Below are 12523 nucleotides of genomic sequence, written 5' to 3' on the forward strand. Positions count from 1 at the left end.
TTCAGCCCAGCCTTGGCACGGCATAAAACGGAGAATCTTGCCTTGAGGCAGAGCAACACACGCCACGCGCGCATTTGCCACGCTGGCAATACAGTGGCAGACTAGGCCCCTTCCTACAGACCAGACCGTCCTCATGACTGCCACGCTACGCGCCTCGCTTCGCCCCTACACCCTCGCCGGCCTGCTGGCCTTTGCCGCGCTGGGCATGCCGCCCCTGTGCGCCGCGCCAGCCAAGGCGCCGGCGGCGGAAACGGCCGATGGCGGACGCTATTTCGGCCCCCTCGTCGCGGGCAAGATGCATGGCCAGGGCCGGCTCGAATATGCGAGCGGCGCGTTTTACGAAGGGGGCTTCGCGCGCGGCGTGTTTTCCGGCCAGGGCAAGCTGCGCCAGGCGTCCGGCGTCGAATACACGGGCGCGTTCAGTCAGGGCGCCTTCGATGGCCTCGGCCGCTACACCTCGCCCAAGGGCGAAATTTACACGGGCAACTTCGTCAAGGGCAGCTTCGAGGGCGTGGGCCGCTTCCAGGGCGCCGACGGCGCCACCTTCGAAGGCCATTTCAAGCACTGGCGCCCGCACGGCGCCGGCAAGCTGACCGACACGGACGGCACCGTCTTCGAAGGCGAATTCGTCCAGGGCCAGGTGCAGGGCAAGGCCACCGTCACCACCAGCGACGGCATCCACTACGAAGGCGAGCTGAAGGACTGGAAATTCGAGGGCCAGGGCGTGCTGCGCACGGCCGAGGGCGACGAATACCGGGGCGGCTTCAAGAATGGCCAGTTCGACGGCAAGGGCGTGCTGCGCTATGCCGTGGCGCAGGCGGACGGCCGGCGCGAAGACAGCGGCAACTGGACGGAAGGCCAGTTGGACGACCCGGCCGCCGACAAGCTCACGCGCGACAATCTCGAGCTGGCCCTGTACAACCAGCGCACCTTGCTCGACGGCGCCCTGGCGCGCATCGCGCCGCGCGATGCGGCGAAAAAGATCAATCTGTACCTGCTGGGCGTGGCCGGCGATGGCGCACAGGAAGTGTTTCACCGCGAAACGGCCTTCGTGCAGCACCAGTTCGACCGCGATTACGGCACCGTGGGCCGCTCCCTGATGCTCGTCAACAGCCGCAACACGGTGGCGCAGCAGCCGATGGCCACGCGCACCAGCATCGCCGCCAGCCTCGACGCGCTGGGCGCGAAGATGGACAAGGCCAACGACATCCTGTTCCTGTTCCTCACCAGCCACGGCTCGCCCGAGCACGAACTGGCGCTGGCGCAAAACGGCATGGACCTGCACAGCCTGCCCGCGCAAGAGCTGGCGTCCATGCTCAAGCACAGTGGCATCCGCTGGAAAGTCATCGTGATCTCGGCCTGCTATGCGGGCGGCTTCATTGCCCCCTTGAAAGATGACAACACCCTCATCATCACGGCCGCGCGCAGCGACCGCACCTCGTTCGGCTGCGACGACCAGAACGATTTTACGTATTTCAGCGAAGCGTATTTCAAGGAAGCCTTGCCGAAAAGCAGCAGCTTCACGGAAGCCTTCGACAAGGCCAAAGTGCTGGTGCAGGCGCGCGAGGCGGCCGATTTCAGCGAAGGCGGCATGGAAGCGGAAGAGCATTCCGAGCCGCAACTGTTCCAGGGCAAGGCCATCGCCGCGCAATTGAAAGCGTGGCGCGCCCAGCCGCGCTGACATGGGCACGCCCGCCCGCCTTTCTGTACAATAGCCGTCACCATGCGTAAATTCTTCCTCATTTTGCTGCTGTTCGTGCTTCCGCTCCAGATGTCCTGGGCTGCGGCGAGCGCGTATTGCCTGCACGAGGAAGGCAAGGCGGCGCAGCACCTGGGCCACCACAGCCACCAGCACAAGGCGGATGCGGACAAGAAACCCGTGGCCGACAAGACTGACAAGCAGTCCAAGGGCCAGCCGCACAGCGATTGCAACGTCTGCCATGGCATCGGCCACGCGTGGCTGCCGGCCGGCTCCAGCCTGCCCGTCGGCGACATGGCCTCCGTCAACGCGGACACCTCCCCCTTCTTTTACGCTTCCCACATCCCGGACGCTCCCAAGCGCCCCGACTGGTCGTCGGCCATCTAGGCCGACGGGACGTCCCCTTTTGTCATAACGCAATACGCGCCCTGAGATAATCCGGGCGCAGGCCTGCGCGTCCCGTCGAATTCTTTTTCCATACCTTGGAGAATTCGATGCACCGATCCATGTATCTATTGCTACTCTCTGCTGGCCTGCTGGCCGGCAACTTTGCCCACGCACAATCTGGCGTGGAACCCGCCGCACCCCTGACCCTGCCCGCCGCGCTGGCCCTGGCAGAGGGCGGCAACGCCACCCTGTCGGCCGCCCGCCACGAACTGGCGGCGCAAGGGGGCGCCCTGCAACAGGCGCGCGCCTTGCCCAATCCGGAATTGCAAACCGTGCTGGAAGACACGCGGCGCGCCACGCGCAGCACCACCGTACAGCTCAACCAGCTCATTGAGCTGGGCGGCAAGCGGGGTGCCCGCGCCGCCGTCGCCCAGCGCGGCGCAGACCTGGCGCAGGCGGGCCTGTCCCTGCAACAGGCGGACACGCGCGCCGCCGTCACGTCCGCCTTTGTCGACGTGCTGGCCGCGCAGGAAGGCTTGCGCCTGGCCGACAGCGCGCAGGCGCTGGCCGCGCGCGCCAGCGACATCACGGCGCGCAGGGTGACGGCCGGCAAGGCGTCTCCTGTCGAGGAAACCCGCGCCAGGGTCGCCGAAGCGAGCGTGCGACTGGAACTGAACCTGGCGCGCAGCACCCTGGCCAGCGCCCGTCAGCGCCTGGCCGCCCTGTGGGGCAACGCCACGCCCCGTTTCACCCTGGCAGAGGGACGCCTGGAAACCTTGCCGGAGCTGCCCCCCGCCAGCGAACTGGCGGAGAGAATGGCCCAGGCCCCTGCCGTGCGCCACGCGCAAAGCGCACTGGCCCAGCGGCAAGCCATGCTGGACGTGGAACAGCGGCGTGCCACGCCCGACGTCACGCTCAGCATCGGCATGAAGCGCTCGGAAGAACTGGGCCGCAACCAGGCCATCATCGGCCTGGCTCTGCCGCTGCCCCTGTTCGACCGCAATGCGGGCAACAAGCTCGACGCCTTGCGCCGCAGCGACAAGGCCAGCGACGAGCTGGCTGCCGCCCGCATCGCCGTGCAAACGGCCGTGGCCGCCGCCAGCGAACGCCTGGCCACGGCCCGGCTCGACGTGGAAAGCTTGCGCCAGGATATCTTGCCTGGCGCGCAAAGCGCCTACGACGCGGCCAGCAAGGGATTCGAGTTCGGCAAGTTCGCCTTCCTCGACGTGCTCGACGCCCAACGCACCTTGCTGCAAGCCAAAAACCAATACCTGCGCGCGCTGACGGAAGCGCAGCACGCCGCCGCCGACATCGAGCGCCTGCTGGGCACACCAGCTCCCCTGTAAGGAACACCCTCCATGAACATCACACGCAACAAAAAGCAGACGATCGCCATCGCTTCCATCGCCGCCGCCGGCATCGTGCTGGCCGTTCTCATCCTTGGCACGGGAAATTCCAAGACCCCGCCGCCCGCCGCCGCCAAGGCGGAGGCACATGCGGAAAAGAAAGACGAACACGGCCACGAAGAAGTGGAAGGCAAGCTGGAATTGACGGCTGCGCAAAGCCGCGCAGCCGGCGTCGTCATCGCCACGGCCGCGCCCGGCCGCATCAAGACGACGGTGGCCCTGCCCGGTGAAATCCGCTTCAATGAAGACCGCACGGCCCACGTCGTGCCGCGTCTGGCTGGCGTGGTGGAAGCCGTGCACGCCGACCTGGGCCAGCTGGTCAAGAAGGGGCAAGTACTGGCCGTCATCGCCAGCACAGAACTGTCGGAACAGCGCAGCGCACTGCTGTCGGCGCAGCGGCGGCTGTCGCTGGCCCGCTCCACGTATGAGCGCGAAGAAAAACTGTGGCGCGAGAAGATTTCGGCCGAACAGGATTATCTGCAGGCGCAGCAAGCGTGGCGCGAAGCGGAAATCGCCGTGCAGAACGCCCAGCAAAAGCTCAGCGCGCTGGGTGCCAACTCCACCAGCAAGGGCCCGCTGAACCGCTACGACATCCGCGCGCCGTTCGACGGCATGGTGCTGGAAAAACACATCACCCTGGGCGAAGCCGTCAAGGAAGATGCGAACATCTTCGTCATTTCCGACCTGTCGACCGTGTGGGCGGAAATCGCCGTGCCGGCAAAAGACCTGGCCACCGTGCGCATGGGAGGCAAGGCGGAGGTGAAAGCGTCCGCGTTTGATGCCAGTGCGCAAGGCACGATCACCTACGTGGGCGCGCTGCTGGGCGAGCAGACGCGCACGGCCAAGGCACGCATCAGCTTGCTGAACCCGGACATGGCGTGGCGCCCGGGCCTCTTCGTCACGGTGGAAGTCGTGTCCGGCGAAGCGGACGCGCCCGTCACCGTACAGAGCACGGCCATCCAGACGGTGGAAGACAAGCCCGTCGTCTTCGTGCAGGTGAAAGATGGCTACCAGGCCACGCCCGTGGTGTTGGGGCGCAGCGATGGCAGCTTGACGCACATCAAGCAGGGCCTGGCCGCCGGCACGCCGTACGCGGCGCAAGGCAGTTTTGTCCTGAAGTCCGAGCTGGGCAAGGACTCCGCCGGTCACGAACACTGATCACGTCAAGGCTAAGGAAACCATCATGTTTGAACGCTTGATCCGCTTTGCCATCGACCAGCGCTGGCTGGTGATGCTGGCCGTGGCCGCCATGGCCGGCCTGGGCATCTACAGCTATCAAAAGCTGCCCATCGACGCCGTGCCCGACATCACCAATGTGCAGGTGCAAATCAATACCCAGTCCGCCGGCTATTCGCCGCTGGAAACCGAGCAGCGCGTCACCTTCCCCATCGAGACGGCCATGGCCGGCTTGCCCAACCTGGAGCAGACGCGCTCGCTGTCGCGCTACGGCCTGTCGCAAGTGACCGTGATCTTCAAGGATGGCACGGACATCTATTTTGCGCGCCAGATGATCAACGAGCGCTTACAGGAGGCGAAGGAAAGCTTGCCAGCAGGCATCACACCGAAGATGGGCCCCGTTTCCACGGGCCTCGGCGAAATCTACCTGTGGACGGTGGAAACGCAGGACGGCGCGAAAAAGCCCGACGGCACGCCGTACACGCCGACGGACTTGCGCGAAATCCAGGACTGGATCATCAAGCCGCAGTTGCGCAATGTCACGGGCGTGACGGAAATCAATGCCATCGGCGGCTACGCCAAGCAATACCAGGTGGCGCCCTACCCGGAAAAACTGGCCGCCTACGGCATCAGCCTGCAAGATGTGGTGACGGCGCTCGAGCGCAACAACAGCAACGTGGGCGCCGGCTACATCGAACGGCAGGGCGAGCAACTGCTGATACGCGCGCCGGGCCAGGTGGCGTCCAAGGACGACCTCGGCAACATCGTCGTCGCCAATGTGCAGGGCGTGGCCATCCGCATCCGCGACGTGGCCGACGTGGTGCTGGGGCGCGAGCTGCGCACGGGCGCGGCCACGGAAAACGGCCGCGAAGTGGTGCTGGGCACGGTGTTCATGCTGATCGGCCAGAACAGCCGCGCCGTCTCGCAAGCCGTCGACAAGAAGATGGTGGAGATCAACCGCAGCCTGCCGAAAGGCGTGCACGCCGTCACCGTGTATGACCGCACGGTGCTCGTCGACAAGGCCATCAATACGGTGAAGAAAAACCTGCTGGAAGGCGCCGTGCTGGTGATCGCGATTTTGTTCCTGTTCCTCGGCAATATCCGCGCGGCCGTCATCACAGCCATGGTGATTCCGCTGGCCATGCTGTTCACGTTTACGGGCATGGTGCAATACCACGTGAGCGCCAACCTGATGAGCCTGGGAGCGCTGGACTTCGGCATCATCATCGATGGCGCCGTGGTGATCGTGGAAAACTGCGTGCGCCGCCTGGCCCATGCGCAGCAAAAACTGGGACGGCCGTTGACCTTGCAAGAACGTTTTCACGAAGTGTTTGCGGCATCGCAAGAGGCGCGCCGGCCCTTGCTGTATGGTCAGCTGATCATCATGGTCGTGTACCTGCCCATCTTCGCGCTGACGGGCGTGGAAGGCCGCATGTTTACGCCGATGGCCCTGACGGTCGTCATCGCCCTGCTGGGCGCCATGCTGCTGTCGATCACCTTCATCCCGGCCGCCGTGGCGCTGTTTATCGGCGACAAGGTGGCGGAGAAGGAAAACGCCATCATGCGCGCCGCCAAGCGCTGGTATGCGCCGCTGCTGGACAAGGTGATGCGCAACACGCCCGTCGTGCTGACGGGCGCGGCGGTGGCCGTGGTGCTGTCGGGCTTGCTGACTACGCGCATGGGCAGCGAATTCGTGCCCAGCCTGAACGAGGGCGACATCGCCATCCAGGCCCTGCGCATCCCCGGCACCAGCCTGACGCAATCGCTGGCCATGCAGCAACAGCTGGAAAACAAGCTGATGAGTAACCACAAGGAAATCGCCCGCGTGTTCGCCCGCACGGGAACGGCCGAGATCGCTTCTGACCCCATGCCGCCGAATATTTCCGACGGCTACATCATGCTCAAGCCCCGCGACCAGTGGCCGGAACCGAAGAAATCGCGCGGGCAATTGCTGGCGGAAATCGAAGCGACGGCCAGCAGCTTGCCCGGCAACAATTACGAGTTTTCGCAACCGATCCAGCTGCGCTTCAATGAACTGATTTCCGGCGTGCGCAGCGACGTGGCCGTGAAACTGTTCGGCGACGACATGGCCGTGCTCGACGGCACGGCGGCGAAGATCGCCGGTGTGCTGGGCAAGATTCCGGGCGCCACGGAAGTGAAGGTCGAGCAGACGACGGGGCTGCCCATGCTGACGGTGCAGATCGACCGCGAGCAGACGGCCCGCTATGGCCTCAACATTGCCGACGTGCAGTCGGCGATTGCCACGGCCATCGGCGGGCAGGAAGCGGGCACCCTGTTCCAGGGCGACCGCCGCTTCGACATCGTCGTGCGCCTGCCCGACAGCCTGCGCAGCGACCTGGAGCAACTGAAACGCCTGCCCATCGCCCTGCCCCTGGGCGCGGCGGCGGAAGGCCGCGCGCGCTTCATCCCGCTCGGCGAAGTGGCCAGCCTGCAAGTGGCGCCGGGGCCGAACCAGATCAGCCGCGAAGACGGCAAGCGCCGCATCGTCATCAGCGCGAATGTGCGCGGCCGCGACATCGGCTCGTTCGTGGCCGACGCCACGCAGCAGCTGCAAGCGCAGGTGGCCATTCCCGCCGGCTACTGGACCAGCTGGGGCGGCCAGTTCGAGCAATTGCAGTCGGCCACGAAACGCCTGGAGCTGGTGGTACCCGTGGCGCTGGCCCTCGTCTTCGTCTTGCTGTTCGCCATGTTCGGCAACGTGAAGGATGGCTTGCTCGTGTTCAGCGGCATCCCGTTCGCCTTGACGGGCGGCATCGTCGCCCTGTGGCTGCGCGACATTCCCATGTCGATCTCGGCGGCCGTGGGCTTCATCGCCCTGTCCGGCGTGGCCGTGCTGAACGGCCTGGTGATGATCGCCTACATCCGCCAGCTGCGCGAACAGGGCATGCCCTTGCAGGAGGCGATACGCGTAGGGGCCATCACGCGCCTGCGGCCCGTCTTGATGACGGCGCTGGTGGCCTCGCTGGGCTTCGTGCCGATGGCCATTGCCACGGGCACGGGGGCCGAAGTGCAGCGGCCGCTGGCCACCGTGGTGATCGGCGGCATCCTGTCGTCGACGGCCTTGACCCTGCTGGTGCTGCCGCTGCTGTACCGGCTGGCGTACCGCAAGGAAGACGAGGTGGAAATGCACACCGCGCCCGAAGGCGCGGCGGTACAGCTGAGTAAATAGAGGGAAGCGCTACCGCAATCGGCTTAACCCGGCCGGCGGTAGCCGCCTTCGATCCAGTTCGCCGCTGCGGTGGCGTTGAACTTGAAGGCGGCCGAGGTGCGCACCTTGGCGATCTGTTCGCCGTCGGCGTCGTAGGCGCTCAGTTCCGCGTACGGGTGGTCTTCGTCGGGCACGATGTCGAACATCACCTTGATCTGCCCCTCGTCGGTGGCGACGAACAGGTTCTTGTGCAATTGCGCATGCAGCTGCTGCTCGTGGCGGCGCAGCACTTCCGAGGCCGTCTTGACCAACGTGTTGAACGCGTTGACGTCGAGCGGCTTCGGGTTTTTCTTGTCGCGGCCCATGGTCCACGGGCCTACCAGCGCTGGCTCCGGTTCGCCATCCTTGATCATGGCCACGGCCCAGCCTTCATCTTCCTCGTTCTTGATCACGCGCGCCGTCCAGCCATTGCCTACCCACAGGCGCGGCTCCTGGATCGGGGCGTCGTTGTCCTGCTCGGCTGCTTCGTCGGAAAAATCGGGGAAATCGGTACTCATGGCGGTGCTCGTGATGGAAGGTCGGGGCTAGCATGATAGTCGAAAACGCCCACCCGTGCCGCCTTGCCGCAAGCGCGACGGCACGTCATACAACACGAGGCAGCCTGCCGCCACGGCGGCTGTCAGCACATGGACATGGCAGGCCGGTTGGGCCAGGTCAACGGCGGGCCGGGCGGTACCCAGCGCGGGTCGATGGCCGGCAGCGGCGCATGGTAATTGAAGGGGTTGATGATGATCGGCGGTATCGCCGATGGCGCGCCGACGGGCTCGGCGCAGGACTGCGTGGCGCTACGCTGGCGCATGGTGCGATGATCAGGGGGGGATAGCGATTGATCCCCGGTATCTGCAAACAAAAGCATGTTGCCCTCCTTGCGAGACTGAGGTATTCAGTATAGGACGGCTTGCGCGCATTACAAGAAAAGAAATCTTGTTCCAGATCAGTGTTTTTCTGCCCCCCAGCGCCTTCCATACCGTGAAAATGACAGCCTGTCGCACGCCGCTGGCGGCAAGCCGGGCGCATCCCTACAGTGTGAGCATGCAACACCCCATCACCCACACACCGAGGCCTATCATGAAAAAATTGCTCACCTTCGTCCTCATCGTCATGCTCGCCTGCCTGTTCCTCGACAAGATCAGCGGCAGTGGCAGCGACATGCACATGCAGTTCAACGGCGACGATGTCGACGGTCCCCTGGAGTGGCTGTTCGGCCTGGTGTTTGCCGGCGGCGGCTTGCTGATCGCCGCCATCGCGGTGGTGTGCGCAGCCGTCATCACGGGAGTGGTCCTGGCCGGCGTGGGCGTGGTGCTGATCGCGGTGGTGGCGCTCTGCGTGGTGCTGGCGCTGGCCTTGAGCACGCCCGTGCTGCTGCCGCTGCTGATTCCCGTCGCCATCGTCTGGCTGATCGTCAGCCGCAACCGCAAGCAGGCGCAAGCGCGTCAGCACAGCCTGTAATCACTGCGCCATGAACTTGCTGAGCACGCCGTCGCCGCCACCGTCGTTCTGTTCGATGCGGTTGCGCCCGCCCCGCTTGGCCCGGTACAGCGCCTCGTCTGCGCGCGCCAGCACGGCGTCGCAATCGGCATCGGTACCGGCCATGGCGGCCATGCCGATGCTCACCGTGATGGTGATCACAATGCCGCCATCGATGGTCAGCGAACTTTCCGCCACGCGCCGGCGCAACCGTTCGGCAAACACGGCGGCGGCGCTCAGATCCGTGCCAGGCAGCAAGATGGCGAATTCTTCGCCGCCCACGCGGCCCGGCACGTCGACCTTGCGCAGCGCCTGGCACATCAGCGCGCCCAGGTGGCGCAGCACGGCATCGCCCACCGCATGGCCGTACTCGTCGTTGACGCGCTTGAAGTGATCGATGTCGAGCATCAGCACGCTGGCGCAGCTGGCCAGCTCGCGCTGCAGCCGCGCATGCTCGTTTTCCAGCGCCGCCATGAAGTGGCGCCGGTTCGGCAAACCGGTTAAAAAATCCGTGGTGGCCAGTTGCAGCAGTTCCGCGTTCATGCGCTTGCGCTCGGTGATATCGAGCGAGGACACCATGACGAAATCGAGGCTGTCCGCATGGCCCGGCATCACCAGCAAGCTCAATTCATTTTGCCGCGCCGCACCATCGAGACGCACGAAGCTGCTCTCGCACTCGTACAGGTGGGCGCCGCCAGCCAGCGCCAGCAGCGCATCGCCAAAGCGCGGCAAGGCGCTGTCGTCGAAATTCTGCGCCAGGCCCAGCGCGCCGCGGCGCTGGTCGTCCTCGTTGGCGCGCACCTGCGCCAGCGCGGCGCCGTTCGCATCGATGATGCGCACCAGCCCCGCCAGCCGCTGCAGCGCGTCCGGATGGGCCTGGAAGTGGGCGCCCAGGTCGCGCACGCCCGCTTGCTCAAGAACATCGAGCGCGGCGCGCACGGCCGACCAGTCCTGTTCCCAGAGGGCCACGGGCGCATGGTCGTACAGGCTGCGGAAACGCGCTTCGCCGGCGCGCAGGGCCAGCGCCACTTGCGCCTGCTCAATGGCCATGCCGGCCAGGTGCGCCGCCTCGCTCAGCCGCGCCAGGTGCGCCGCGCCCGGCAAGGTGGGCTGGCGGTGATACGCCATCAGCACGCCCAGCAGCTTGCCCGAGCCGCCACGCACGGGTTCGGCCCAGCACGATTGCAGCTGGGCCCGCCACGCCAGTTCCATCGTCTCCTGCGCATCGGCAACGGCGTGCAAGTCGCCGACGATCACGCGCAAGTCGTCGCGCAGGGCTTGCGCGGCGATGCCATGCACGCCCTGCAGGGTGTCGAGGTCATGGCCATGGCTGGCCAGGTTGAAGAATGCGGGCAAGCCCGGCGCCGCGCCCAGCACCAGGCGGTGGCGGCTTTCATCGAGCAGCAAGATGCTGCACAGCATGGCGGGATGGTCCGCTTGCACGCTCAGCACCACGCTTTCCAGCACCCGTTCCAGCGGCGCGCCCGTGGCCAGCATTTCCAGCACTTGCCGCCGCGTATGCTCGCGCCGCTCCATCTGGCTGCGCTCGCTGATATCGCGGAACGTCCACAAGCGCGCCTGTTCATTGCCCAGTTGCATGCTGCGCACATATTGCTCGACCACCCGCCCATCGCGCAGGTGCAGCACGTCGCGCCGCTCGCGGTGGCCGTGCGGCGCATGGACGCGTGCTCCGAGGAAAGGCGCCGCCTGCTCCAGCTGGCTTTCCACATGGCGCACCAGCGCCGCGCCGTCGGCTTGCCAGTCGAGCGCATCGGGCACTTGCCACAGGTCGCGGAAGCGCCGGTTCGACGTGAAGATGCGGCCATCGATGTTGTCGACCAGAATACCGTCGATGGTCGAATCGAGGATGCTGCGCAGCATGGCCTGGCTGCGCTGCGCCGCCTCGGCCATCGCCAGCACGCTCGCCTGCCCCTGCTCCAGCTGGCCCGTCAGTTCGCTCGAACGCGCCAGCGCCGCCTGGGCGCGGGCGCGGCCCGCCGCCAGCAGCCAGGCGGTCAGCGCCAGCACGATGCTGGCCAGCAAGCCGGTCAAGGCCACAAGGCGGGGCCGCGCCAGCAGTTCGCCATCGAAACCGGGCATGGCGCGCACGCGCAAGGTCCAGGCATGGCCGGCGATGGTGATCGTTTCCTGCGCCACCAGGCTGTCCGACGCGGCAGACGACAAGGCGCCCGGCAAGCTGTCATACATCAGGGCCGCCTCGGCCAGTTGCGCGCCATCATAGATCTCCAGGTCCAGCTGGCGCGCGCTCTCGCCGCCCACGCCAGCCATCAGGTCGCCCATGCGAAATGGCGCAAAGACCCAGGCGCGCAAGGCGGCGCGCCGCTGCTCCACGCTGCCATGCAGCAAGCTATTCTCATACACGGGCAGCACGATGAGAAAACCATGCGACTGGGCGCTGCCGCCATCCTGCACCAGGTGGATCTTGCCCGTCATGGCGGCTTGCCCCGTGTCGCGCGCCTGTTCGAGCGCGGCACGGCGCACGGGTTCGGAGCCGATGTCGTAGCCGAAGGCCAGCAGGTTGCTCTCGCTCAAGGGTTCCAGATAGGTGATCGGCGCATGCCAGGCGCGCTGGCCGTGCGGACGCACGGCATAGCCGGGATAGCCTTCCGCGCGCACGCTCGCTTCATGCCGCGCCAGGGCGGCGCCGGACAACAGCGGCAGGTAGCCGATGCCATGGATGCCGGGAAAGTGGAGGTCCACCTGCTGCACCGCCAAGTAGGCATGGAATTCGCGGCGCGTGACTTCCTGCGAACTGGCATACAGTCCCTGCACCCCGTGCAGCACCTGGATATAGGTCTGCATGCGGCCGGCGATGTTGTTGACCAGCTCGTGCACGCGGAAATCGAAATCGGCCCGCACCTGCTGTTCGCTGGCATCGTGGGCATTGCGCCAGGCGCCATACGTCAACCCCAGGCACAGCGCCAGCACCAGGGCGGCCAGCACGCGCGGTCCCATCCAGTGCGACACTGGCCCAGCAAACCACGACGTAGACGCGCGTGTAGGCATGACAGGATGACAAGCAGAACGGATATCAAACCGCTTCACGGCCAGCGACGTGGCTGGCGGCGGGCTGCAGGACTACCATCGGTAGTCGATGAGAATGATAGTACGTTACAGCGGGCGGCCTTGCAATGCTGA

Annotated in this window: 9 protein-coding genes; 6 read left to right on the forward strand and 3 right to left on the reverse strand. The window is 66.0% G+C overall.

From position 1 onward, the window contains the following. Nucleotides 1–133: 133 nt before the first annotated feature. The 5 genes from O0879_RS24870 (at nt 134) to O0879_RS24890 (ending at nt 7858) form a co-directional block, all read left to right on the forward strand. The gene (locus tag O0879_RS24870) at nt 134–1681 is read left to right on the forward strand and encodes a C13 family peptidase (protein WP_289919316.1); all 1548 of its coding nucleotides are present in this window, start codon (nt 134–136) and stop codon (nt 1679–1681) included. Between the two features lie 42 nt (nt 1682–1723). Then, a complete protein-coding gene (gene czcI / locus O0879_RS24875; protein ID WP_289905660.1) occupies nt 1724–2086 on the forward strand; it encodes a cation efflux protein, CzcI family in 363 nt (120 codons plus the stop codon). A 107-nt stretch (nt 2087–2193) separates the two neighbouring features. Continuing rightward, the gene (locus O0879_RS24880) at nt 2194–3432 is read left to right on the forward strand and encodes a TolC family protein (protein WP_289919317.1); all 1239 of its coding nucleotides are present in this window, start codon (nt 2194–2196) and stop codon (nt 3430–3432) included. Nucleotides 3433–3444: 12 nt separating this feature from the next. Next, the gene (locus O0879_RS24885) at nt 3445–4650 is read left to right on the forward strand and encodes an efflux RND transporter periplasmic adaptor subunit (RefSeq protein ID WP_289919319.1); all 1206 of its coding nucleotides are present in this window, start codon (nt 3445–3447) and stop codon (nt 4648–4650) included. A 25-nt stretch (nt 4651–4675) separates the two neighbouring features. Further along, nucleotides 4676–7858, forward strand: a complete 3183-nt coding sequence (locus O0879_RS24890; protein ID WP_289919321.1) for a CusA/CzcA family heavy metal efflux RND transporter — start codon at nt 4676–4678, stop codon at nt 7856–7858. 23 nt (nt 7859–7881) lie between these two features. Here O0879_RS24890 and O0879_RS24895 read toward each other — a convergent pair whose 3' ends face one another. Both O0879_RS24895 and O0879_RS24900 read right to left on the reverse strand, forming a co-directional pair. Further along, nucleotides 7882–8394, reverse strand: coding sequence for a hypothetical protein (locus tag O0879_RS24895; RefSeq protein WP_099665627.1), 513 nt, complete (start codon nt 8392–8394; stop codon nt 7882–7884). Between the two features lie 122 nt (nt 8395–8516). Further along, on the reverse strand, nt 8517–8753 hold the full coding sequence (locus tag O0879_RS24900; RefSeq protein WP_143451398.1) for a hypothetical protein: 237 nt from the start codon (nt 8751–8753) through the stop codon (nt 8517–8519). A gap of 212 nt (nt 8754–8965) precedes the next feature. Between O0879_RS24900 and O0879_RS24905 the strand changes: the two genes are divergently transcribed. Then, entirely contained in the window at nt 8966–9346 is a 381-nt protein-coding gene (locus O0879_RS24905) for a hypothetical protein (protein ID WP_099665628.1), read from the forward strand. On the opposite strand, the gene O0879_RS24910 is transcribed toward O0879_RS24905, so the two are convergent. Then, on the reverse strand, nt 9347–12328 hold the full coding sequence (locus O0879_RS24910; protein ID WP_289919323.1) for a CHASE domain-containing protein: 2982 nt from the start codon (nt 12326–12328) through the stop codon (nt 9347–9349). Between the last annotated feature and the right edge of the window lie 195 nt (nt 12329–12523).

Origin of the sequence: Janthinobacterium sp. SUN120 (assembly GCF_030397735.1) — a bacterium.
In the GTDB taxonomy this organism is placed as follows: Bacteria; Pseudomonadota; Gammaproteobacteria; order Burkholderiales; family Burkholderiaceae_D; genus Janthinobacterium; species Janthinobacterium kumbetense.

What these genes read in the sequence shown, in the direction of transcription:
- O0879_RS24870 (WP_289919316.1), top strand. Translation starts at nt 134, where the DNA reads ATGACTGCCACGCTACGCGCCTCGCTTCGCCCCTACACCCTCGCCGGC.
- czcI (WP_289905660.1), top strand. Translation starts at nt 1,724, where the DNA reads ATGCGTAAATTCTTCCTCATTTTGCTGCTGTTCGTGCTTCCGCTCCAG.
- O0879_RS24880 (WP_289919317.1), top strand. Translation starts at nt 2,194, where the DNA reads ATGCACCGATCCATGTATCTATTGCTACTCTCTGCTGGCCTGCTGGCC.
- O0879_RS24885 (WP_289919319.1), top strand. Translation starts at nt 3,445, where the DNA reads ATGAACATCACACGCAACAAAAAGCAGACGATCGCCATCGCTTCCATC.
- O0879_RS24890 (WP_289919321.1), top strand. Translation starts at nt 4,676, where the DNA reads ATGTTTGAACGCTTGATCCGCTTTGCCATCGACCAGCGCTGGCTGGTG.
- O0879_RS24895 (WP_099665627.1), bottom strand. Translation starts at nt 8,394, where the DNA reads ATGAGTACCGATTTCCCCGATTTTTCCGACGAAGCAGCCGAGCAGGAC.
- O0879_RS24900 (WP_143451398.1), bottom strand. Translation starts at nt 8,753, where the DNA reads ATGCTTTTGTTTGCAGATACCGGGGATCAATCGCTATCCCCCCCTGAT.
- O0879_RS24905 (WP_099665628.1), top strand. Translation starts at nt 8,966, where the DNA reads ATGAAAAAATTGCTCACCTTCGTCCTCATCGTCATGCTCGCCTGCCTG.